The 21,813-nt window shown below is 59.3% G+C and carries 20 protein-coding genes; 15 read left to right on the top strand and 5 right to left on the bottom strand.

Features of this window, described 5'->3' with window-relative positions:
* Positions 1–46: 46 nt before the first annotated feature.
* On the bottom strand, positions 47–1,741 hold the full coding sequence (locus INT12_RS01750; RefSeq protein ID WP_017847401.1) for a lactate permease LctP family transporter: 1,695 nt from the start codon (positions 1,739–1,741) through the stop codon (positions 47–49).
* A 261-nt stretch (positions 1,742–2,002) separates the two neighbouring features.
* On the opposite strand from INT12_RS01750, the gene INT12_RS01745 reads away from it, so the two are divergent.
* Positions 2,003–2,770 carry an FCD domain-containing protein gene (locus tag INT12_RS01745; RefSeq protein WP_017847402.1) on the top strand — a complete coding sequence of 256 codons (768 nt, stop codon included), beginning with the start codon at positions 2,003–2,005 and terminating at the stop codon, positions 2,768–2,770.
* A 38-nt stretch (positions 2,771–2,808) separates the two neighbouring features.
* Here INT12_RS01745 and smpB read toward each other — a convergent pair whose 3' ends face one another.
* Entirely contained in the window at positions 2,809–3,291 is a 483-nt protein-coding gene (gene smpB, locus INT12_RS01740) for an SsrA-binding protein SmpB (RefSeq protein ID WP_017847403.1), read from the bottom strand.
* A gap of 168 nt (positions 3,292–3,459) precedes the next feature.
* Here smpB and INT12_RS01735 point away from each other — a divergent pair, with 168 nt between their 5' ends.
* Together INT12_RS01735 and INT12_RS01730 are read left to right on the top strand one after the other, a co-directional pair.
* Positions 3,460–3,894: a type II toxin-antitoxin system RatA family toxin gene (locus tag INT12_RS01735; protein ID WP_017847404.1), complete on the top strand. Its 435-nt coding sequence runs from the start codon at positions 3,460–3,462 to the stop codon at positions 3,892–3,894.
* On the top strand, positions 3,887–4,189 hold the full coding sequence (locus INT12_RS01730) for an RnfH family protein (protein WP_046382037.1): 303 nt from the start codon (positions 3,887–3,889) through the stop codon (positions 4,187–4,189). The genes INT12_RS01735 and INT12_RS01730 overlap by 8 nt, the downstream gene beginning before the upstream one ends.
* Positions 4,190–4,252: 63 nt before the next feature.
* Here the strand turns inward: INT12_RS01730 and INT12_RS01725 are convergent, their stop codons facing one another.
* Positions 4,253–4,780 (bottom strand): outer membrane protein assembly factor BamE, encoded by a 528-nt coding sequence (locus INT12_RS01725; protein ID WP_017847406.1) that lies wholly within the window; start codon positions 4,778–4,780, stop codon positions 4,253–4,255.
* Between the two features lie 98 nt (positions 4,781–4,878).
* Between INT12_RS01725 and fur the strand changes: the two genes are divergently transcribed.
* Positions 4,879–5,283 carry a ferric iron uptake transcriptional regulator gene (fur, locus tag INT12_RS01720; RefSeq protein WP_026140081.1) on the top strand — a complete coding sequence of 135 codons (405 nt, stop codon included), beginning with the start codon at positions 4,879–4,881 and terminating at the stop codon, positions 5,281–5,283.
* An 89-nt stretch (positions 5,284–5,372) separates the two neighbouring features.
* Here fur and recN read toward each other — a convergent pair whose 3' ends face one another.
* Positions 5,373–7,046 (bottom strand): DNA repair protein RecN, encoded by a 1,674-nt coding sequence (gene recN, locus INT12_RS01715; RefSeq protein WP_017847408.1) that lies wholly within the window; start codon positions 7,044–7,046, stop codon positions 5,373–5,375.
* Positions 7,047–7,300: 254 nt separating this feature from the next.
* Between recN and grpE the strand changes: the two genes are divergently transcribed.
* The 8 genes from grpE to INT12_RS01675 all read left to right on the top strand — a co-directional run bounded on the left by grpE (position 7,301) and on the right by INT12_RS01675 (position 17,767).
* Positions 7,301–7,861 carry a nucleotide exchange factor GrpE gene (gene grpE / locus INT12_RS01710; protein ID WP_017847409.1) on the top strand — a complete coding sequence of 187 codons (561 nt, stop codon included), beginning with the start codon at positions 7,301–7,303 and terminating at the stop codon, positions 7,859–7,861.
* Between the two features lie 102 nt (positions 7,862–7,963).
* Positions 7,964–9,880: a molecular chaperone DnaK gene (dnaK, locus tag INT12_RS01705; protein WP_017847410.1), complete on the top strand. Its 1,917-nt coding sequence runs from the start codon at positions 7,964–7,966 to the stop codon at positions 9,878–9,880.
* 316 nt (positions 9,881–10,196) lie between these two features.
* Positions 10,197–11,321 (top strand): molecular chaperone DnaJ, encoded by a 1,125-nt coding sequence (gene dnaJ, locus INT12_RS01700; protein WP_017847411.1) that lies wholly within the window; start codon positions 10,197–10,199, stop codon positions 11,319–11,321.
* A gap of 10 nt (positions 11,322–11,331) precedes the next feature.
* Positions 11,332–12,138 carry a 4-hydroxy-tetrahydrodipicolinate reductase gene (gene dapB / locus INT12_RS01695; protein ID WP_026140082.1) on the top strand — a complete coding sequence of 269 codons (807 nt, stop codon included), beginning with the start codon at positions 11,332–11,334 and terminating at the stop codon, positions 12,136–12,138.
* Positions 12,139–12,397: 259 nt separating this feature from the next.
* On the top strand, positions 12,398–13,534 hold the full coding sequence (gene carA / locus INT12_RS01690) for a glutamine-hydrolyzing carbamoyl-phosphate synthase small subunit (protein ID WP_193058742.1): 1,137 nt from the start codon (positions 12,398–12,400) through the stop codon (positions 13,532–13,534).
* 105 nt (positions 13,535–13,639) lie between these two features.
* Entirely contained in the window at positions 13,640–16,861 is a 3,222-nt protein-coding gene (gene carB, locus INT12_RS01685; protein ID WP_017847414.1) for a carbamoyl-phosphate synthase large subunit, read from the top strand.
* Complete coding sequence (gene greA, locus INT12_RS01680; protein ID WP_017847415.1) at positions 16,858–17,334, top strand: transcription elongation factor GreA; 477 nt, start codon at positions 16,858–16,860, stop codon at positions 17,332–17,334. The genes carB and greA overlap by 4 nt, the downstream gene beginning before the upstream one ends.
* 28 nt (positions 17,335–17,362) lie before the next feature.
* On the top strand, positions 17,363–17,767 hold the full coding sequence (locus INT12_RS01675) for a hypothetical protein (RefSeq protein WP_017847416.1): 405 nt from the start codon (positions 17,363–17,365) through the stop codon (positions 17,765–17,767).
* Between the two features lie 9 nt (positions 17,768–17,776).
* Here the strand turns inward: INT12_RS01675 and INT12_RS01670 are convergent, their stop codons facing one another.
* A complete protein-coding gene (locus tag INT12_RS01670; protein WP_017139256.1) occupies positions 17,777–18,085 on the bottom strand; it encodes a YhbY family RNA-binding protein in 309 nt (102 codons plus the stop codon).
* A gap of 105 nt (positions 18,086–18,190) precedes the next feature.
* Here INT12_RS01670 and rlmE point away from each other — a divergent pair, with 105 nt between their 5' ends.
* The 3 genes from rlmE (at position 18,191) to folP (ending at position 21,812) form a co-directional block, all read left to right on the top strand.
* Positions 18,191–18,841 (top strand): 23S rRNA (uridine(2552)-2'-O)-methyltransferase RlmE, encoded by a 651-nt coding sequence (rlmE, locus tag INT12_RS01665; RefSeq protein ID WP_017847417.1) that lies wholly within the window; start codon positions 18,191–18,193, stop codon positions 18,839–18,841.
* A gap of 200 nt (positions 18,842–19,041) precedes the next feature.
* Positions 19,042–20,952, top strand: coding sequence for an ATP-dependent zinc metalloprotease FtsH (gene ftsH, locus INT12_RS01660; RefSeq protein WP_017847418.1), 1,911 nt, complete (start codon positions 19,042–19,044; stop codon positions 20,950–20,952).
* A gap of 8 nt (positions 20,953–20,960) precedes the next feature.
* A complete protein-coding gene (folP, locus tag INT12_RS01655) occupies positions 20,961–21,812 on the top strand; it encodes a dihydropteroate synthase (RefSeq protein WP_169884830.1) in 852 nt (283 codons plus the stop codon).
* Position 21,813 lies beyond the last annotated feature (1 nt).

Below are 21,813 nucleotides of genomic sequence, written 5' to 3'. Positions count from 1 at the left end.
CCGAAATCGCGGTTCGGCGTCGGTTATTGCGTGATTACCTGTGGTCTCAATGCACCAGCATGCCGGTGAACCAGTAGGCCTGGGCCAGTGTGATCAGCCCGACGATGGTGGCGAAAAACAGGCTGTGCTTGAGGGTGAAGCGGAACAGGTCGGATTCCTTGCCGACCAGGCCGGTAGCGGCGCAGGCCACAGCGATCGATTGCGGCGAAATCATCTTGCCGGTCACGCCGCCGCTGGTGTTTGCCGCGACCAGCAGGACGTCGTTGACACCGATCTGGTGGGCGGTGGTGGCTTGCAACGAGCTGAACAGGGCGTTGGACGAGGTGTCGGAGCCTGTCAGGAAAACCCCCAGCCAGCCGAGGAACGGCGAGAAGAACGGGAAGGCTGCGCCGGTGCCGGCCAGGACCAATGCCATGGTCGAGGACATGCCCGAGTAGTTGGTGACGAACGCGAACGCCAGCACCATGCCGATGGACAGGATCGGCCAGCGCAGTTCGTAGAAGGTCTCTTTTAAAGTGGTAAGACCAGTTTTGATGTCGATCTTCAATACCAGCATCGAGATCAGCGCGGAAAAGAAAATCGCAGTGCCGGTCGCTGAAATGGGGTCCAGTTTGAATACCGCGGGGATGGCCGTCGGGTTGGTCACGATAGGCGCAACCTTGACCACCAGTTGGTCCAGGTGCGGGATCGCAAAGTTGAACACCCAGCTGTACATCGAGCCGCCTGCGGCGAACATCGCCTTGAAGGGCTTGAGGGTCCAGATGGTCACCAGCACGGTCAGGATCAGGAACGGCGACCAGGCTTTGAAGATTCGCCCCAGGCTGTAGGGCGAAGCGACAGTGCTGCGTGGCAGGCCGAAGCCGCCGGCGCTGGCGGTGATCGTTGCGCTGGAGGTCGCACCGGCAATCTGCGCGCCGGCGGTGCGCTTGGGTTGCCAGATTTTCAGGAACAGAGTCAAGGAAACCAGGCTGGCCAGGGCCGAGGTGATGTCCGGCAGTTCCGGGCCGATGAAGTTGGAGGTGAAGTATTGGGTGATGGCAAAGCTCAAGCCTGCCACCAAGGCGGCCGGCCAGGTTTCGCGCACGCCGCGCAGGCCGTCCATCATGAACACCAGCCAGAACGGAACGAACAGCGACAGCAGTGGCAATTGGCGACCAGTCATGGCGCCGATCTTGAACGCGTCGATGCCGGTCACTTGCCCGGCGACGATGATCGGAATCCCGAGGGCACCGAAGGCGACGGGCGCGGTGTTGGCGATCAGGCACAGGCCGGCGGCGTACAGCGGGTTGAAGCCCAGGCCGACCAGCAGCGCGGCGGTAATCGCCACAGGAGCACCGAAGCCGGCGGCACCTTCCAGGAAGGCACCGAAGCAGAAGCCGATCAGCAAGACCTGCAGGCGTTGGTCGTCGGTGATCGACAGTACCGAGCTGCGGATGATCTCGAACTGGCCGCTCTTGACCGTCAGTTTGTAGAGAAATACCGCAGCGACGATGATCCAGGCGATGGGCCACAGGCCGTAGGCAAAGCCATAGCCGGCAGCGGCCAGTGCCATGTCCACCGGCATCTGGAAGGCAAAGATCGCCACCAGGATCGACAGCGCCAGCGTGATGCTGCCGGCGACGTGGCCTTTAAGGCGAAACACGGCCAGAGCCAGGAAGAAAAATACGATTGGAATAACGGCGGCCAGTGCGGACAGGCCGAGGCTGCCGAGCGGGCTGTAGAGCTGTTGCCAGGTTTGCATATGGGGTGGCCCCTAATTGTTGTTGGTTAGGCACATTTTAGTCGGCTTGGGTAATTGGTAATACCAATTTACAGCCGCTGTTGGCTAGAGTAAAAGCCTAGGCAGGTATGTGTCAATTTGCCGCCTGCGAAACTTTGGTCTTAAGCGGGAGGGCGGGCGCTCTGATCGCATCAATCGAAGATGTTCTGATGGGTGCTGCAAGCGTTGCGATAGGCCAGAATAGAGGCCCCGGCGAGTGGTCGGGATCGTGGAGAGAGAGTTATGGGGTTTGATCAGGTGCGTCAGCGCCGTTTGTCTGACGATATTGTCGAGCAGCTTGAGGGCATGATCCTTGAGGGCACGCTGAAATCGGGCGAGCGCTTGCCGGCCGAGCGCGCGTTGGCTGAAAAGTTCGGCGTTTCGCGCCCCTCGCTGCGTGAGGCGATTCAGAAACTGGCGGCCAAGGGGTTGCTGGTCAGTCGCCAGGGCGGTGGAAATTATGTGTCTGATTCGTTGGGCTCGACGTTCAGCGATCCGTTGTTGCACCTGCTGGAAAACAATCCCGAGGCGCAGCGTGATTTGCTGGAGTTTCGCCAAACCCTCGAAGCGTCCTGTGCCTATTACGCGGCATTGCGTGCTACCGAAGTCGACCGTGAGCGGCTGACGGCAGCCTTTGAAGCGCTACAGGATTGTTACGCGCGCGACGATAAGGTCAGCCGCGCAGAGGAGGGGGCCGCGGATGCGCGGTTTCACTTGGCCATTGCCGAGGCCAGCCACAATGCTGTGCTGTTGCACACCATCCGCGGGTTGTTCGACCTGCTCAAGCGGAACGTGGTGACCAACATTGGCGGCATGTACCAGCAGCGCACGGAAACCCGCGATATGCTGATCAGTCAGCACCGGGATTTGTACCTGGCGATCATCGAGGGGCGGGCCGAGCAAGCGCGGGAAGTCTCAACACGTCACCTGTTGTATGTGCAGGAGGTGTTGGAGGAAGTACGTCAGGAAGTTCAGCGCGTGGCCCGGGCGGCGCGGCGCAAGGGCATGTAGCCAGGGGCGAAGCGCCCTAGGCTACAGCGGCACAAGGATTATTCTTCCTTGCCCTTGTTGCGCACGGCGCGATGCAGTTCGCGGTCGGAATCGCGCTCGCGCTCGGTGTCACGCTTGTCGTATTCCTTCTTGCCTTTGCCCAGTGCGATCTCGCACTTGACCAGATGCTTGCTCCAATACCAGGACAGGCAGACGCAGGCATAGCCTTTCTGCTGTACGGCGGCGGCGAGCTTGTCCAGTTCGCGGGCATTGAGCAGCAGCTTGCGTGTGCGTACCGGGTCGGCAATCACATGCGTGCTCGCGGTGGTCAGCGGGGTGATATGACTGCCGAGCAGCCATGCCTCGCCATCCTTGAGCAGCACATAGCTGTCGACCAGTTGCAGCTTGCTGGCACGCAGACTTTTTACTTCCCAGCCGGCCAGGACCAGACCAGCCTCGAACCGATGTTCGATGAAGTAATCGTGTCGCGCTTTTTTATTCTGCGCGATGGTCCCTGTGGGGTGTTTCTTTTGTTTAGCCATAGGGGCGGCATTATAGGGCGTTGCGAGCGTGTCGGCTACGGTCAACCTGCGTGCTTGAGCGTGTTGGACGAATCCCGGACAATACCGGCAGTTCTTTGGTTTTTTTCTCTCGCGGATCGGGTTGTTCTTTCGCGATGTTTGCCGCTCAGCTGTGGAAATAACGCTCACATGACGACGCATATTCAACGTTCGGCCCTGCTGCCCTATCCGGCCCAGGTGCTTTATGACCTGGTCAACGACGTGGCGCGTTACCCGGAATTCCTGCCTTGGTGCTCAACCGCCGAGGTGCTGGAAGGCGGTGATGAGCACATGGTTGCCAGTGTCGGGGTGGCCAAGGGGGGGCTCAGCCAGCACTTTGTGACACGCAATGTCCTGGTGCCGGGCAAGTCCATTGAAATGAATCTGCAGGAAGGGCCGTTCACCCAGTTGCATGGTGTCTGGGTGTTCAAGGCGTTGACCGAGAAAGCCTGCAAGATCAGCCTGGATCTGTCCTTCGATTATGCGGGGCCCATTGTGCGGGCGACGCTGGGGCCTTTGTTCAATCAGGCGGCCAATACCCTGGTCGACGCATTCTGTCAGCGAGCCAAGCAACTGCATGGTTGAGATTGAAGTGGTGTATGCCGGCGTGGATCGCCAGGTGTTGGTAGCGGTCGCGGTGCCAGCGGGGACGAGCCTGCGGGCTGCGGTGCAGGCGTCGGGGATTGCTACGCACTTTCCTGAGGTGAACCTTGCTGATTGCCCGTTGGGGGTATTCGGTAAGGCGGTGGTCGACCCCGATACCTGCACCGTGCAGTCAGGTGATCGTATCGAGATCTACCGCCCGCTGCTGGCCGACCCCAAAGAAGTGCGGCGGCTGCGTGCGGCCAAGGCGGCGTTGGCCAAGCAACAGCGTTCATAGGCCGGCGAATCTGTAGGCAACAAAAAGCCCGGCATGCCGGGCTTTTTATCGAGCGTCGCAAACTTACTGCGGGCTGGTGTCCAGAGGCTGTGGCGTCGGGACTGGAACTGTTTGTACGCGGTCGACGTCTTTCTGGATCTTGTCGAGCAATGAGCCAGGCTTGGCCGGTACTTCGGATTTCGGCTTCTCGGCTTCCTGCGCAGGCGCAGTCACGTTGGTGCCGTTATCCTTGCCCAGCAAGGCGTCATCGCGGCTTACGCCGGGCATGAAATCGCCGGACAGACTGACCAGTTGATCATTGCCATTAAAGATGACGCTGACGCGTTCCTGTTGGCGTTCACCGCCCCCAGGCTGGATGCTGTAGAGATAATCCCAGCGATCGGCATGGAAAGTGTCAGTCAGCAGGGGGTTACCCATAATAAACCGTACTTGCCGTCGGGTCATTCCCGGGCGTAACTGGTCTATCATGTCCTGCGTGACGACATTGCCCTGCTGGATGTCGATTTTGTAAACCCCGGGGAATGAACAACCGGCGAGTGCGAGCAGTCCCACAAAGGTGAAACTGGTTAGCAAGAGCTTGGTGTTTTGCATCGGTGGGCGACTTCCACTATCTTGGCTGGGACAACGTAAACGCCGATCATACCCGTATTAAGAGAAGCTGCGAAGCAGCATCCGCGAGAAAGCTAACCATGGTTGAAAATAGCGAACTACGCAAAGCCGGTCTTAAAGTGACTCTGCCACGCGTCAAGATTCTACAAATGCTCGATTCTGCTGAGCAGCGCCACATGAGTGCCGAGGATGTTTACAAGGCGCTGATGGAGTCCAATGAGGACGTTGGCCTGGCCACGGTTTACCGCGTGCTGACCCAGTTTGAAGCCGCGGGGCTGGTGGTTCGTCATAATTTCGACGGCGGTCACGCAGTGTTCGAATTGGCTGATGGTGGTCATCACGACCACATGGTCGACGTGGACACTGGTGAGGTTATCGAATTCACCAACCCGGAAATCGAGCGGCTGCAGAAGGCAATTGCCGAGGAGCATGGCTACGATCTGTCGGACCACAATTTGGTTCTTTACGTACGTAAGAAAAAGTAAAAATCGACGCAGATTCGCTCTGCGGAACGATTGAAGGCGACCCCCGGGTCGCCTTCGTGCTTTCTACAGAGAGAAAATTGCCGGTTTGGTCAGGCCTTCGCCGCCACCACCATTTTCTTCGCGTGGGCCAGGGACTCCTTGGTCAGGTCGATGCCGCCGAGCATGCGCGCGACTTCCTCCACGCGTTCCGACTTGTTCAGCTTGGACACCGCCGTGTGTGTCGCATCGCTGCCGCGTACTTTGTGTACAAACAAATGCTGATGCCCTTGGGCGGCTACTTGCGGTAAGTGGGTAACCGTCAGCACCTGGCCGCGATCCCCCAGGCGACGCAGCAGTTGGCCGACAATTTCTGCGGTCGGGCCACCAATGCCAACGTCTACCTCGTCAAAGACCAGCGTCGGCACCCGTGAGGTTTGGGCGGTGATCACCTGAATCGCCAGGCTGATCCGCGATAGTTCGCCCCCGGAGGCGACTTTTGCCAGCGCTTTGAGCGGCTGCCCTGGGTTGGCGCTGACCAGCAGTTCTACCTGTTCCAGGCCGTGGGGCTGCAGTTCGGCGCTGGTATTGCTGTGCAGTTCGATGGTGAAGCGGCCGCCGGGCATGCCGAGGCGCTGGATTTCCTGCTCGACCGCGCCGGCCAGGCTCGTGGCGGCTTGATGGCGCAGATCGCTCAGTTCGCGGGCCTTCTCTTGGTAATGGCGGGCGAAAGAAGCCAGCTCGTCGCCCAGGCGCTCAATGGACTCGTCATTCGCGTTCAGGGTTTCGATTTCATCCAGCAGCTTCTGCTGCATCGTTGCCACTTCAGTCGGCTGGATCCGATGTTTGCGCGCCAGGGTGTAGATGGTGTCCAGGCGCTCTTCTATTTCCTGCAGGCGTGCCGGGTCGGCGTCGAAGTGATCGAGGAAGCGGTTCAGTTCGCCTACGGCTTCTTCTACCTGGATTTGCGCGCTGGTCAGCAAGGTTGTGGCTTCATTCAGCGAGCCGGACGCATTGTTCACGCTGGACAGCCGATTGAGGCTGACGGTCAGTGCATTGAGCACATTGCCCGAGTCGCTCTCGCTGCATTGCTCCACCACCTGGCGGCAAATACCCAGCAGGGTTTCGGCGTTGGTGAGGTTCTTGTGTTCCTGCTCAAGCTGTTCCAGCTCGCTTTCGCCGAGGCCAAGGCTTTCGAGCTCTTCGAGTTGATAGCTGAGCAATTGGTGGCGTGCGCGTTGCTCGTCGCCGGAATTGGAGAGGCGCTCCAGTTCCAGGCGGGTCTGGCGCCAACGTTGGGCGGCGAGCTGGACCTGGCGGGCGAGGTCGGTGGCGCCGGCGTATTCATCGAGCAGGCGGCGATGGGTGTCGGTTTTGAGCAGGGATTGGTGTTCGTGCTGGCTGTGGATATCGATCAGCAGCTCGCCCAGGGCTTTCAAGTCACCCAGCGGGCAGGGCGTGCCGTTGATGTAGCCACGGGAGCGGCCTTCGGCGGTGATGACCCGGCGCAGGATGCACGGCCCTTCATTATTAAGGTCGCGCTCGGCAAGCCAGGCTTCGGCTTCGGGGATGTCCGCCAGGTCGAAGGTCGCCAGGATGTCGGCCTTGTCTGCGCCGGGGCGTACCACGCCACTGTCGGCGCGGTCGCCCAGGGTCAGGCCGAGGGCGTCGAGCATGATCGACTTGCCGGCGCCGGTTTCGCCTGTGATTACGCTCATCCCGCGATCCAGTTCGAGATCCAGATGTTCAACGATGGCGTAGTTATGTACGGACAGGTGCACGAGCATGACGGCCGCTCCCAGGCTTTAGGTCTGGTTATTTATACAGTGTTTTGTTCCGGGCTGACAATCCTGGCGCTTAGCTCGATTTGCTTGCTTCGATGTTTTTTTTAGTGCGAAGAGGAATGAATGGGTCGGAATTGATCTGGATCAGATGAAAGACTTTTGGTGACGCCCGCACCCTTGAACCTGGAAATTGTGGCCCCATATACCGGAACAGAAGCGCGAGTTGAGTTCGCGCATGATTTTGAAAGGAGAAATCTATGGCTGACGAACAGACGCAGGATACGCAAACTCCAGACGCCAATTCGGCTGCCGGTGATGAGCTGGCGACTCGTGTGCAAGTGCTCGAAGAGCAATTGGCCGCTGCGCAGGATCAATCTTTGCGTGTTGCCGCCGATCTGCAGAACGTCCGCCGCCGTGCCGAGCAGGATGTAGAAAAGGCCCACAAGTTCGCGCTGGAAAAATTCGCCGGTGATCTGTTGCCGATCATCGACAGCCTGGAGCGCGGCCTTGAGTTGTCCAACCCGGATGACGAAAACATCCGCCCGATGCGTGAAGGTATCGAGCTGACCCTGAAAATGTTCCAGGACACCCTGAAGCGTTATCAGTTGGAGGCTGTCGATCCGCAAGGCGGCGAGCCGTTCAATGCCGAGCATCACCAGGCCATGGCGATGCAGGAAAGTCATGACCTTGAGCCAAACAGCGTGTTGAAAGTATTCCAGAAGGGATACCAGCTCAACGGTCGCCTGCTGCGTCCGGCAATGGTCGTGGTCAGCAAGGCGCCTGCACCGGTTTCACCTTCGATTGATGAACAGGCTTGAAATACGCCGCAAGGCCCCCATTTATAAGTCAAGCGTTTAAGTGCTACCGCAGTTAGCCACCACTGCTGCGGCATCCAAATTCAAGTTTCGGGAGAGTAAATCATGGGCAAAATTATCGGTATCGACCTGGGGACCACCAACTCCTGCGTCTCCGTGCTGGAAAACGGCGTTGCAAAAGTCATCGAAAACGCCGAAGGCGCGCGTACTACGCCGTCGATCATTGCTTACGCCAACGACGGCGAAATCCTCGTCGGTCAGTCGGCCAAGCGTCAGGCGGTGACCAACCCGCACAACACCCTGTACGCGGTGAAGCGTCTGATCGGGCGTAAGTTCGAGGAAGAAGTCGTACAGAAAGACATCAAGATGGTCCCTTACAAAATCGCCAAGGCTGACAACGGTGACGCCTGGGTTGAAGTGAACGGCCAGAAAATGTCGCCGCCACAGATCTCGGCTGAAATCTTGAAAAAGATGAAGAAAACCGCCGAAGACTACCTCGGTGAAGCCGTGACTGAAGCGGTGATCACCGTTCCGGCCTACTTCAACGACAGCCAGCGCCAGGCGACCAAAGACGCCGGCCGCATCGCGGGCCTGGACGTAAAACGTATCATCAACGAACCAACCGCAGCCGCTCTGGCCTACGGCATGGACAAAGCCAAGGGCGACCACACTGTCATCGTTTATGACCTGGGTGGCGGTACCTTTGACGTGTCCGTGATCGAAATCGCGGAAGTTGACGGCGAGCACCAGTTCGAAGTGTTGGCCACCAACGGCGACACCTTCCTGGGTGGTGAAGACTTCGACATCCGTCTGATCGACTACCTCGTTGACGAGTTCAAGAAAGAAAGCGGCATGAACCTCAAGGGTGATCCGCTGGCCATGCAGCGTCTGAAAGAAGCTGCCGAGAAAGCCAAGATCGAGCTGTCTTCGGCTCAGTCGACCGACGTTAACCTGCCGTACATCACTGCAGACGCTACCGGTCCTAAGCACTTGAACGTGAAGATCTCGCGCGCCAAGCTGGAAGCGCTGGTTGAAGACCTGGTTCAGCGCACCATCGAACCTTGCCGCATCGCGCTGAAAGACTCCGGCATCGAAGTGAGTGCGATCAACGACGTGATCCTGGTCGGCGGTCAGACCCGTATGCCACTGGTTCAGAAGTTGGTGACCGAGTTCTTCGGCAAAGAAGCACGTAAAGACGTGAACCCGGACGAAGCAGTTGCCATGGGTGCTGCCATCCAGGGTGCGGTACTGGCCGGCGACGTGAAAGACGTATTGCTGCTGGACGTCAGCCCGCTGACCCTGGGTATCGAAACCATGGGTGGCGTGATGACTGCGCTGATCGAGAAAAACACCACGATTCCTACCAAGAAATCGCAAGTGTTCTCGACGGCCGATGACAACCAGGGTGCCGTGACCATTCACGTGCTGCAAGGTGAGCGTAAGCAAGCGGCGCAGAACAAGTCCCTGGGCAAGTTCGACCTGGCCGAGATTCCACCAGCACCGCGTGGCGTGCCACAAATCGAAGTGACCTTCGACATCGACGCCAACGGCATCTTGCACGTAGGCGCCAAAGACAAGGCTACCGGCAAAGAGCAGAAGATCACCATCAAGGCCAACTCCGGTCTGTCTGATGAAGAAATTCAGCAGATGATTCGTGATGCGGAAACCAATGCCGAGGCTGACAAGAAGTTCGAAGAGTTGGCGGCTGCCCGTAACCAGGGCGACGCACTGGTTCACTCGACGCGCAAAATGATCGCTGAAGCTGGCGACAAAGTGACTGCCGAAGAGAAGACCGCAATCGAAGCGGCCTTGGTTGCCCTGGAAGCCGCAGTTAAAGGCGACGACAAGGCGGCCATCGAAGCCAAGGTTGAGGAACTGTCGAAGGTCTCCGCGCCGGTTGCTCAGAAAATGTACGCCGAGCAAGGTCAGCCAGCTGACGGTGCCGCGCATCAGGCAGAGCCTGAAGCCAAGCACGATGATGTTGTCGATGCCGAGTTCGAAGAAGTCAAAGAGCAGAAGTAATCTGCTTGGCCGGTTGACCGCTATCAAGCGGTGACTGGTAGGATGTCGCCGCGCGGGAGCTTGCTCCCGCGTTGGCGTGTCTGGGGTATGCGAATTTTTACAGCATGCGACAAGGCTCGGATGCTGGCGGTGTGATCGGGAATGCTCCTGCTTTCCGGCGACAGTCACCGCGTTTTTGGCCGGGTCCCTGGCTGAAAGCAGTTATGACCAGGATCGTTGAATTGACGTGAGTTGGGTCCGGGCCTGTATTGGGGCTCAACGAGTTCGGCAAGGCTCAGGAGGGTCTGGCTGAACGTCCTTAAGAGTGCAAAGACTTATGGCAAAGCGTGACTATTACGAAGTATTGGGTGTGGAGCGCGGTTCCAGCGAGGCGGACCTGAAGAAGGCTTACCGTCGCCTGGCGATGAAGCACCACCCGGACCGTAATCCGGATAACAAAGAATCCGAAGAAATGTTCAAAGAGGCCAACGAGGCCTACGAATGCCTGTGTGATCCCAATAAGCGTGCGGCCTACGACCAGTACGGTCACGCCGGCGTCGACCCGAGCATGGGTGGCGGCGGTGCCGGCTTCGGCGGCCAGAACTTCTCCGATATTTTCGGCGATGTGTTCAGCGACTTCTTCGGTGGTGGCCGCGGTGGTCAGCGTGGCGGTGCCCAGCGCGGCAGCGACCTGCGCTACACCCTGGAACTGAACCTGGAAGAAGCCGTGCGCGGCACCAGCGTCAATATCCGCGTGCCGACGCTGGTCAACTGCAAGCCGTGCGATGGTTCGGGGGCCAAGAAAGGCTCCTCGCCGATCACTTGCCCGACCTGCGGTGGTATCGGTCAGGTCCGCATGCAGCAGGGCTTCTTCTCGGTGCAGCAAACCTGCCCGCGGTGCCAAGGCCAAGGCAAGATCATCTCTGACCCGTGCGATGCCTGCCACGGCGAAGGGCGTGTCGAAGAGTACAAAACCCTGTCGGTCAAAGTGCCGGCGGGCGTGGATACCGGTGACCGCATTCGCCTGTCGGGCGAAGGCGAGGCGGGGACCCAGGGTGGCCCGACGGGGGACCTGTATGTGGTGATCAATGTGCGCGAGCACTCGATCTTCCAGCGCGACGGCAAGCACCTGTTCTGCGAAGTGCCGATCAGTTTCGTCGACGCGGCGCTGGGCGGCGAGTTGGAGATTCCGACCCTGGATGGTCGGGTCAAGCTCAAGATCCCTGAGGGGACGCAGACCGGCAAGCAGTTCCGTATCCGTGGCAAAGGCGTGGCGCCGGTGCGTGGTGGCGGTGCGGGCGACCTGATGTGCCGTGTCACGGTGGAAACGCCGGTCAACCTGGGCCGTCGCCAACGCGAGTTGCTCGAAGAGTTCCGCAGTTCGCTGGAAGGTGACGACTCCCATTCGCCGAAAACCACGGGCTTCTTCGATGGCGTGAAGCGCTTCTTCGGCGACTTGTAAGGAATTGAGTATGCGACGTATAGCCGTAATGGGCGCTGCCGGGCGCATGGGTAAAACCCTGATCGAAGCGGTACAGCAGCGCTCGCCGGCCTCCGGCCTGACCGCGGCGATCGTTCGCCCAGGCAGTACGCTGATCGGCGCCGATGCCGGTGAGCTGGCTTCGCTGGGGCGTATCGGGGTGTCGTTGTCCGGCAACCTGGAGCAGGTGGCGGACGAATTCGACGTGCTGATCGACTTTACGCTGCCGGACGTGATGCTGAAAAACCTGGCGTTCTGCCGCAAGGCGGGCAAGGCCATGGTGATCGGCACCACCGGCTTGAGCGCTGAGCAGAAGCAGTTGCTGGTCGAGGCGGGCAAGGATATTCCCATCGTGTTTGCCGCCAACTTCAGCGTGGGCGTGAACCTGTCGCTCAAGCTGCTGGATCTGGCGGCGCGCGTGCTGGGCGATGAGGCGGATATCGAAATCATCGAGACCCATCATCGCCACAAGATCGATGCGCCGTCGGGAACCGCGTTGCGCATGGGTGAGGCTATCGCCGATGCCCTGGGGCGCGACTTGTCGAAGGTGGCGGTGTACGGGCGTGAAGGTCATACCGGCGCGCGTGCGCGTGACACCATTGGTTTTGCCACCGTTCGTGGTGGCGACGTCGTCGGTGATCACACCGTGCTGTTCGCCACTGAAGGCGAGCGCCTGGAAATCACGCACAAAGCCTCCAGTCGCATGACATTCGCCAAGGGTGCGGTGCGTGCCGCGCTGTGGCTGGATGGGCGTGCGCCGGGTCTGTATGACATGCGCGATGTGCTGGATCTGCACTAATCAGTAGCTAAAATGGGGCCTCGGGATTATCCTAAGGCCTCGTTTTTACCCGCTAAGCGACGTCCTGTCGCATTCTCCTGCCTTTAAGGCTCATTAGCGGTGGACCAAAACAGCCTTTTTCTGTAAGCTACAGCTTTAGTGTGTCCACTAAAAGCGCGCAGAATAATTCAGTGAAGAAGCGGGGTGACGTGTCCATACGTCACTCCGCTTTTTTACAACCTGCGATCGCCCTTTCAGGCTTTATTTACGGGAGGTCTTCTTGACTAAGCCAGCCATACTCGCCCTTGCTGATGGCAGCATTTTTCGCGGCGAAGCCATTGGAGCCGACGGTCAAACCGTTGGAGAGGTGGTGTTTAACACTGCCATGACCGGCTATCAGGAAATCCTTACCGATCCTTCCTACGCCCAACAGATCGTTACCCTGACTTATCCGCACAGCGGCAACACCGGTACTACACCGCAAGACGTCGAGTCCAATCGCGTCTGGTCCGCGGGCCTGGTGATTCGTGACCTGCCACTGGTTGCGAGCAACTGGCGTAGCACGATGTCGCTGTCCGATTACCTGAAAGCCAACAACGTTGTGGCGATCGCCGGTATCGATACGCGCCGCCTGACACGCATCCTGCGTGAAAAAGGCTCGCAGAACGGCTGCATCATGGTCGGTGAGAATATCTCCGAGGCTGCGGCAATTGCTGCGGCGCAAGGCTTCCCTGGCCTGAAGGGCATGGACCTGGCGAAAGTCGTCAGCACCCAGGAACAGTACGATTGGCGCTCCACTGTCTGGGACTTGAAGACCGACAGCCACGCGACCATCGACGCCGCTGATCTGCCCTACCACGTAGTGGCCTACGACTACGGCATCAAGTACAACATCCTGCGCATGCTGGTCGAGCGCGGTTGCCGCGTGACCGTGGTGCCGGCGCAAACCCCTGCCAGCGACGTCCTGGCGTTGCAGCCGGACGGCGTGTTCCTGTCCAACGGCCCGGGTGACCCTGAGCCATGCGACTACGCCATCAAGGCGATCAAGGACGTGCTGGAGACCGAGATCCCGGTGTTCGGTATCTGCCTGGGCCACCAGCTGCTCGCTCTGGCCTCCGGCGCCAAGACCCTGAAAATGGGGCACGGCCACCACGGCGCGAACCACCCTGTACAGGACCTGGACACTGGCGTAGTGATGATCACCAGCCAGAACCACGGTTTTGCGGTGGATGAAACGACCTTGCCGGCCAACGTCCGTGCGACCCATAAGTCGCTGTTCGACGGTTCCCTGCAAGGCATCGAGCGCACCGACAAGAGCGCGTTCAGCTTCCAGGGCCACCCTGAAGCCAGCCCGGGCCCGAACGACGTAGCGCCGCTGTTCGACCGTTTCATCAATGAGATGGCCAAGCGACGCTGACTGAGCGGCCTGCGGGCGGCCCCGACTGTCGGTGGCCCCCGCAGGCTCTTCAAAGATTGTTCAAGACGGCTTGCCGACTGACCTGCGGATTTGAGTGACAAACCCATGCCAAAACGTACAGACATAAAAAGCATCCTGATTCTCGGCGCTGGCCCGATCGTGATCGGCCAGGCCTGCGAATTCGACTACTCCGGCGCCCAGGCCTGTAAAGCCCTGCGCGAGGAGGGTTACCGCGTCATCCTGGTGAACTCCAACCCGGCCACCATCATGACCGACCCGGCCATGGCCGACGCCACCTACATCGAGCCGATCAAGTGGCAGACCGTTGCCAAGATCATCGAGAAAGAGCGTCCGGACGCACTGCTGCCGACCATGGGCGGCCAGACCGCCCTGAACTGCGCCCTCGACCTGGAACGCGAAGGCATCCTGGAAAAATTCGGCGTTGAGATGATCGGTGCCAACGCCGACACCATCGACAAGGCCGAAGACCGTTCGCGCTTCGACAAGGCGATGAAATCCATCGGCCTGGCGTGCCCGCGTTCCGGTATCGCCCACAGCATGGAAGAAGCCAATGCGGTCCTCGAGACCTTGGGCTTCCCGTGCATCATCCGTCCGTCCTTCACCATGGGCGGCACCGGTGGCGGTATTGCGTACAACCGTGAAGAGTTCGAAGAAATCTGCGCCCGCGGCCTGGACCTGTCGCCGACCAAAGAGCTGCTGATCGACGAATCCCTGATCGGCTGGAAAGAATATGAGATGGAGGTTGTCCGCGATAAGAAGGACAACTGCATCATCGTCTGCTCCATCGAAAACTTCGACCCGATGGGCGTACACACCGGTGACTCGATCACCGTTGCTCCGGCACAGACCCTGACCGACAAGGAATACCAGATCCTGCGTGACGCCTCCCTGGCGGTACTGCGCGAGATCGGCGTGGAGACTGGCGGTTCCAACGTGCAGTTCGGTATCTGCCCGAACACCGGCCGCATGGTCGTGATCGAGATGAACCCGCGTGTGTCCCGTTCGTCGGCCCTGGCCTCGAAAGCCACCGGTTTCCCGATCGCCAAGGTCGCGGCCAAGCTGGCTGTGGGTTACACCCTGGACGAACTGTCGAACGACATCACCGGCGGCAAGACCCCGGCGTCCTTCGAGCCGTCCATCGACTACGTCGTGACCAAGCTGCCACGTTTCGCCTTCGAGAAGTTCCCCAAGGCTGACGCGCGCCTGACCACCCAGATGAAGTCGGTCGGCGAAGTCATGGCCATTGGCCGGACCTTCCAGGAATCCCTGCAGAAAGCCCTGCGCGGCCTCGAAGTCGGCGTTTGCGGCCTGGACGAGAAGCTCGACCTGAGCAATCCGGAAAGCATGAGCGTGCTCAAGCGCGAGCTGACCGTGCCGGGCGCCGAGCGTATCTGGTACGTTGCTGACGCGTTCCGCGCCGGCATGACCGTCGAAGACATCTTCGGCATGAACATGATCGATCCGTGGTTCCTGGTGCAGATCGAAGATCTGATCAAGGAAGAAGAGAAGGTCAAGACCCTGGGTCTGGCCAGCATCGACCGCGACACCATGTTCCGCCTCAAGCGCAAAGGTTTCTCCGACCAGCGCCTGGCCAAGTTGCTGGGTGTGACTGAGAAAAACCTGCGCACTCATCGCCACAAGTTGGACATCTTCCCGGTCTACAAGCGCGTTGACACCTGCGCCGCCGAGTTTTCCACCGACACCGCCTACCTGTACTCCACCTACGAGGAAGAGTGCGAAGCTGCACCGTCGGGCCGCGACAAGATCATGATCCTGGGTGGCGGTCCGAACCGTATCGGCCAGGGCATCGAGTTCGACTACTGCTGCGTACACGCCGCCCTCGCCCTGCGCGAAGACGGGTACGAGACCATCATGGTCAACTGCAACCCGGAAACCGTTTCCACCGACTACGACACTTCCGACCGCCTGTACTTCGAGCCGGTCACCCTGGAAGACGTGCTGGAAATCGTGCGCGTCGAGAAGCCTAAAGGCGTGATCGTCCAGTACGGCGGCCAAACCCCGCTGAAACTGGCTCGCGCCCTCGAAGCCGCTGGCGTGCCGATCATCGGCACCAGCCCAGACGCCATCGACCGTGCCGAAGACCGTGAGCGCTTCCAGCAAATGGTCGAGCGCCTGAACCTGCGTCAGCCGCCAAACGCTACCGTGCGCAGCGAAGACGAAGCCCTGCGTGCGGCCAGCAAGATCGGCTACCCGCTGGTGGTGCGTCCGTCCTACGTACTGGGCGGTCGGGCGATGGAAATCGTCTACGAAGAAGAAGAACTCAAGCGTTACCTGCGTGATGCGGTGAAAGTGTCCAACGACAGCCCGGTGCTGCTGGACCACTTCCTCAACTGCGCCATCGAGATGGACGTGGATGCGGTTTGCGACGGTACTGACGTGGTCATCGGCGCAATCATGCAGCACATCGAACAGGCGGGCGTTCACTCCGGTGACTCCGCGTGCTCGCTGCCGCCTTACTCGCTGCCACTGCACATCCAGGACGAGATGCGCGAACAGGTCAAGAAAATGGCCCTGGAACTGGGTGTGGTCGGCCTGATGAACGTACAGTTGGCGCTGCAAGGCGAAGACATCTACGTCATCGAAGTCAACCCGCGCGCCTCGCGTACCGTGCCGTTCGTGTCCAAGTGCATCGGTGTGTCCCTGGCCATGATCGCTGCCCGCGTGATGGCCGGTAAGACCCTGAAGGAAATCGGCTTCACCAAGGAAATCATTCCGAACTTCTACAGCGTGAAAGAGGCGGTGTTCCCATTCGCCAAATTCCCTGGCGTGGACCCGATCCTGGGCCCAGAGATGAAGTCCACCGGTGAAGTGATGGGCGTGGGCGATACTTTCGGTGAAGCGTTCGCCAAGGCCCAGATGGGCGCCAGCGAAGTGCTGCCGACCGGCGGTACTGCTTTCATCAGCGTGCGCGACGATGACAAGCCACTGGTTGCAGGCGTGGCCCGTGATCTGATCAACTTGGGCTTCGAGATCGTGGCCACCGCCGGGACCGCCAGGCTGATTGAAGCGGCGGGTCTGAAAGTGCGTCGCGTGAACAAGGTGACGGAAGGCCGTCCGCATGTGGTCGATATGATCAAGAATGACGAAGTCACTCTGATCATCAACACCACTGAGGGTCGTCAGTCGATTGCGGATTCTTACTCCATTCGTCGTAATGCCTTGCAGCACAAGATCTACTGCACCACGACCATTGCTGCTGGCGAAGCTATCTGCGAAGCGCTCAAGTTCGGTCCGGAAAAGACCGTGCGTCGCTTGCAGGATCTACACGCAGGATTGAAGGCATGATCAAATACCCAATGACCGTTCGGGGCGCCAAGGCCCTGGAAGAGGAGCACGCCCATCTGACCAAGGTCGTACGTCCAAAGCTGAGCCAGGACATCGGTACGGCCCGCGAGCTGGGTGACTTGAAGGAAAACGCCGAATACCACGCTGCCCGCGAGCAGCAGGGTATGGTCGAGGCGCGGATCCGTGACATCGAAGGCCGTATGCAGAATGCGGTCATCATCGACGTCACGACCATCCCGCACACCGGCAAAGTGATTTTCGGCACCACGGTGGAAATCGCCAATGTCGAAACCGACGAAAGCGTGGTGTACCACATCGTCGGTGAAGACGAAGCTGACTTCAAACTCGGCAAGATCTCCGTCGGTTCGCCACTGGCCCGTGCCTTGATTGCCAAGGAAGAGGGTGATGTGGTGGTTGTGAAAACGCCCGGTGGCGTGATCGAGTACGAGATTGTTGAAGTTCGCCATGTCTGAAAGGCGGCGCCCGCTTCGTGCGGGCGCCATGCTTTGGCAGTTTGCCCAGATGCTGTGGGTGGGCGGCCTGTGGTTGTTGCATATTGGCGTGTTACCGGCGTTGGGCCTGATTGGCCTGGCGCCGTTGTTGATCGATGAGATCGATGGATTACTGAGTGCGCTGCTGGTGGGTTTTGCGGCGGCGTGCGTGACGCTTCAGGCGCTGGTGCTGATCAAGGCCGAAGGCTTGGGGAGTTTGTGGCGGGATATTCGCGGCCAACTGCTGTTGATGGCGCTGTATGCATGTGCAATGTATTGCATCGTGCATGTGTGGCTGCCGGAAGCGTTGCGCTGGCAGCTATTCAGCTATCTTGTGCTAGGGTTTTCCGGCCTGGTGCTGGTGATGCAGCCGGCGCCTGGGTGGAGTGGCGGGGCGCGCGAAGCACGCCCGTGACCCTTGTTGTCATTTGAAGCGATGAACGTTCGACAGTTGCTTGTTGACGCTGAAGTTCTTGCGATACAGCAGTGCCATCTTGCCGATGACCTGAACCAGGTCTGCCTTGCCAACCTTGCACAGTTCTGCAATGGCGGCCAGGCGCGCTTCGCGGTCAAGGATGTTGACCTTGATCTTGATCAGTTCGTGATCGCCCAATGCGCGTTCAAGTTCGGCTAACACACCTTCAGTCAAACCGTTGTCGGCCACGATCAAAACTGGTTTCAGATGGTGGCCAATGGATTTGTACTGTTTCTTCTGCTCTTGAGTGAGCGGCATAATCTGACCCCTGCGTCTGATCTTGTAAAAAGCGGCGGCCAGTTTACCCGAGCGAGTCCGGGACCGCCCAGTTAATCACGACCCGTTTTATTTTCGAGGTGGCCCGTGGCCCGTTCCAAAACTAGCCTTAAGTGGCTGCAAGAGCATTTCAACGACCCTTACGTCAAAAAGGCGCAAAAGGACGGCTACCGTTCCCGGGCCAGCTACAAGCTGCTGGAGCTTCAGGACAAGGACAAACTGTTCCGTCCCGGCATGAGCGTGATCGACCTGGGCGCCGCCCCGGGTGGCTGGTCCCAGGTGGCCAGTCGTCTGATTGGCGGGCAAGGCCGGTTGATCGCTTCCGACATCCTGGAGATGGACAGCATCCCGGATGTGACCTTCGTCCATGGTGACTTTACCCAGGACGCGGTGTTAGCTGAGATCCTGCAGGCTGTGGGAAATTCGCAGGTGGACCTTGTGATTTCCGACATGGCCCCCAATATGAGTGGATTACCGGCTGTTGATATGCCGCGAGCCATGTTCCTGTGCGAGTTGGCGCTGGATCTGGCGGGGCGGGTATTGCGTCCGGGTGGTGATTTCCTGGTCAAGGTCTTCCAGGGCGAGGGTTTCGACGAGTACCACAAGAACATCCGCAAGCTGTTCGATAAGGTGCAGATGCGCAAACCGGACTCATCACGGGATCGGTCTCGCGAGCAATATCTGCTGGCGCGGGGGTTCCGCGGTATCGAAGGTGCAGCGAGTGATGAGCGCCTTTGAAGGTTTGAGGGGAGTCGATAGGTTTTTTTATATCGCTTTCGTCACGAAGCTTTACGAATATTGTGTAGTCAAAGTTTCACAAAGGGTTACAGACGGCGCCTGCCAGAGTTGTAGGTAATGTAGTAAGTTAGGCCGGTGAATATCATGCGAAGCGCGCGCCAGTAGCGGAGCTTGCTTCAGAGGGTAGTTAATTGAACGATATGGCAAAGAATCTGATCCTGTGGTTGATCATCGCGGCTGTCCTGGTGACGGTGATGAACAACTTCTCCAGCCCTAACGAGCCGCAGACCCTCAACTATTCCGACTTCATCCAGCAAGTTAAGGATGGCAAGGTCGAGCGCGTAGCGGTTGATGGCTACGTGATTACCGGCAAGCGCAACGATGGCGACGGCTTCAAGACCATTCGTCCGGCAATCCAGGACAACGGTCTGATCGGCGACCTGGTGGATAACCACGTGATTGTCGAAGGCAAGCTGCCTGAGCAGCAGAGCATCTGGACTCAACTCCTGGTGGCAAGCTTCCCGATCCTGGTGATCATCGCCGTGTTCATGTTCTTCATGCGCCAGATGCAAGGCGGTGCAGGAGGCAAGGGCGGGCCGATGAGTTTCGGCAAGAGCAAGGCGCGCCTGCTCTCCGAAGACCAGGTGAAGACCACCCTGGCTGACGTCGCCGGTTGCGACGAAGCCAAGGAAGAAGTGGGTGAGCTGGTCGAGTTCCTGCGTGATCCGGGCAAGTTCCAGCGCCTGGGTGGCCGCATTCCACGCGGTGTGCTGATGGTCGGCCCGCCGGGTACCGGTAAAACCTTGCTGGCCAAGGCGATTGCCGGTGAAGCCAAGGTGCCGTTCTTCACCATTTCCGGTTCGGACTTCGTCGAAATGTTCGTCGGCGTCGGTGCCAGCCGTGTTCGCGACATGTTCGAGCAGGCCAAGAAGCACGCGCCATGCATCATCTTCATCGATGAAATCGACGCCGTTGGTCGCCATCGTGGTGCTGGCATGGGCGGTGGTCACGATGAACGTGAGCAGACCCTCAACCAGTTGCTGGTGGAGATGGACGGCTTTGAAATGAATGACGGCATCATCGTCATTGCCGCAACCAACCGTCCGGATGTGTTGGACCCTGCATTGCTGCGTCCAGGCCGTTTCGACCGTCAGGTCGTGGTGGGCTTGCCGGATATCCGTGGTCGTGAACAGATCCTGAAAGTCCACATGCGTAAAGTGCCCATGGGCGACGACGTCGCTCCGGCCGTGATTGCCCGCGGTACGCCTGGCTTCTCCGGTGCCGACCTGGCCAACCTGGTGAACGAGGCTTCGCTGTTTGCGGCCCGCACCGGCAAACGCATCGTGGAAATGAAAGAGTTCGAACTGGCCAAAGACAAGATCATGATGGGCGCCGAGCGCAAATCCATGGTCATGTCCGAGAAAGAGAAGCAGAACACCGCTTATCACGAAGCCGGTCACGCTATCGTAGGGCGCGTCGTGCCTGAGCATGACCCGGTCTACAAAGTGTCGATCATTCCTCGTGGTCGGGCGCTGGGTGTGACCATGTTCCTGCCGGAAGAGGATCGCTACAGCCTCTCCAAGCGTGCGTTGATCAGTCAGATCTGCTCGCTGTATGGCGGCCGGATTGCTGAAGAGATGACCCTGGGCTTCGACGGTGTCACCACCGGTGCTTCCAACGACATCATGCGTGCCAGCCAGATTGCGCGGAACATGGTGACCAAGTGGGGTCTGTCGGAAAAACTCGGTCCTTTGATGTACGCCGAGGAAGAAGGCGAAGTGTTCCTGGGACGTGGCGGTGGCGGTCAAAGTGCCAGCTTCTCCGGTGAAACAGCCAAGCTGATCGACTCCGAAGTGCGCAGCATCATTGACCAGTGCTACGGCACGGCCAAGCAGATCCTCACCGACAACCGCGACAAGCTGGATGCCATGGCGGATGCGCTGATGAAGTACGAAACCATTGATGCCGATCAGATCGACGACATCATGGCGGGCCGTACACCGCGTGAACCTCGCGATTGGGAAGGTGGTTCGGGCACCTCTGGCACGCCGCCAGTGGTTCAGAACGAACGCCCTGAAAACCCGATCGGCGGTCCTGCAGCTGACCACTAAGGTTTGAAATGACTTTTGCGTCGTCCTCCACCCGGTTGCCTTGCGGCAGCCGGGTTCTTGATTTGGCCCATACGCATGTCATGGGCATTCTTAATGTAACCCCCGATTCCTTTTCCGATGGTGGTCGCTTCAATCAGCTCGATGCTGCGTTGCGTCACGCCGAGGCGATGGTGGTGGCGGGTGCGACCTTGATCGATGTCGGCGGTGAGTCGACCCGGCCCGGTGCTCGCGTGGTTTCTCCCGTGGAGGAGCTGGAGCGGGTGGCGCCGATCGTCGAGCGCATCGCTCGCGAGCTGGATGTGATCATTTCCGTGGATACATCGACCCCGGCGGTGATGCGCGAAACGGCGCGCCTGGGTGCGGGGCTGATCAACGATGTGCGTTCGTTGCAGCGTGATGGCGCGCTGGACGCCGCCGCGGCGACCGGCCTGCCGGTGTGCCTGATGCATATGCTGGGCGAGCCCGGCACCATGCAGGACAATCCGCACTACGATGATCTGGTTGGTGAAGTGAGCGGGTTCCTGGCTGATCGCATTGCTCAATGCGCCGCCGTAGGGATCGCTGCCGACAAGATCATCCTCGATCCGGGGTTTGGTTTCGCCAAGACCCTGCAGCACAATCTAAGTCTGTTCAAGCATATGGAAGCCTTGCATGCCCTGGGTCGACCTTTGTTGGTCGGCGTTTCGCGCAAGAGCATGATAGGTCTGGCGCTGAATCGCCCGGTGGGCGAGCGGCTTTATGGTGGGTTGGCGCTGGCGGCACTTGCTGTGACCAAGGGTGCGCGTATCTTGCGTGTGCATGATGTCGCTGAGACCGTGGATGTTGTCCGCATGATTGCCGCAGTAGAATCGGCCGAATAAG

The sequence above is a fragment of the Pseudomonas sp. K8 genome (assembly GCF_014889455.1).
Lineage (GTDB): Bacteria > Pseudomonadota > Gammaproteobacteria > Pseudomonadales > Pseudomonadaceae > Aquipseudomonas > Aquipseudomonas veronii.
The sequence above is the reverse complement of the archived record's forward strand: the minus strand, read 5'-3'. Positions and strand labels throughout refer to the sequence as shown.

Bases quoted from the DNA above. Each gene is read 5' to 3' on its own strand.
- INT12_RS01750 (WP_017847401.1), bottom strand. From the start codon at position 1,741: ATGCAAACCTGGCAACAGCTCTACAGCCCGCTCGGCAGCCTCGGCCTG.
- INT12_RS01745 (WP_017847402.1), top strand. From the start codon at position 2,003: ATGGGGTTTGATCAGGTGCGTCAGCGCCGTTTGTCTGACGATATTGTC.
- smpB (WP_017847403.1), bottom strand. From the start codon at position 3,291: ATGGCTAAACAAAAGAAACACCCCACAGGGACCATCGCGCAGAATAAA.
- INT12_RS01735 (WP_017847404.1), top strand. From the start codon at position 3,460: ATGACGACGCATATTCAACGTTCGGCCCTGCTGCCCTATCCGGCCCAG.
- INT12_RS01730 (WP_046382037.1), top strand. From the start codon at position 3,887: ATGGTTGAGATTGAAGTGGTGTATGCCGGCGTGGATCGCCAGGTGTTG.
- INT12_RS01725 (WP_017847406.1), bottom strand. From the start codon at position 4,780: ATGCAAAACACCAAGCTCTTGCTAACCAGTTTCACCTTTGTGGGACTG.
- fur (WP_026140081.1), top strand. From the start codon at position 4,879: ATGGTTGAAAATAGCGAACTACGCAAAGCCGGTCTTAAAGTGACTCTG.
- recN (WP_017847408.1), bottom strand. From the start codon at position 7,046: ATGCTCGTGCACCTGTCCGTACATAACTACGCCATCGTTGAACATCTG.
- grpE (WP_017847409.1), top strand. From the start codon at position 7,301: ATGGCTGACGAACAGACGCAGGATACGCAAACTCCAGACGCCAATTCG.
- dnaK (WP_017847410.1), top strand. From the start codon at position 7,964: ATGGGCAAAATTATCGGTATCGACCTGGGGACCACCAACTCCTGCGTC.
- dnaJ (WP_017847411.1), top strand. From the start codon at position 10,197: ATGGCAAAGCGTGACTATTACGAAGTATTGGGTGTGGAGCGCGGTTCC.
- dapB (WP_026140082.1), top strand. From the start codon at position 11,332: ATGCGACGTATAGCCGTAATGGGCGCTGCCGGGCGCATGGGTAAAACC.
- carB (WP_017847414.1), top strand. From the start codon at position 13,640: ATGCCAAAACGTACAGACATAAAAAGCATCCTGATTCTCGGCGCTGGC.
- greA (WP_017847415.1), top strand. From the start codon at position 16,858: ATGATCAAATACCCAATGACCGTTCGGGGCGCCAAGGCCCTGGAAGAG.
- INT12_RS01675 (WP_017847416.1), top strand. From the start codon at position 17,363: ATGCTTTGGCAGTTTGCCCAGATGCTGTGGGTGGGCGGCCTGTGGTTG.
- INT12_RS01670 (WP_017139256.1), bottom strand. From the start codon at position 18,085: ATGCCGCTCACTCAAGAGCAGAAGAAACAGTACAAATCCATTGGCCAC.
- ftsH (WP_017847418.1), top strand. From the start codon at position 19,042: ATGGCAAAGAATCTGATCCTGTGGTTGATCATCGCGGCTGTCCTGGTG.
- folP (WP_169884830.1), top strand. From the start codon at position 20,961: ATGACTTTTGCGTCGTCCTCCACCCGGTTGCCTTGCGGCAGCCGGGTT.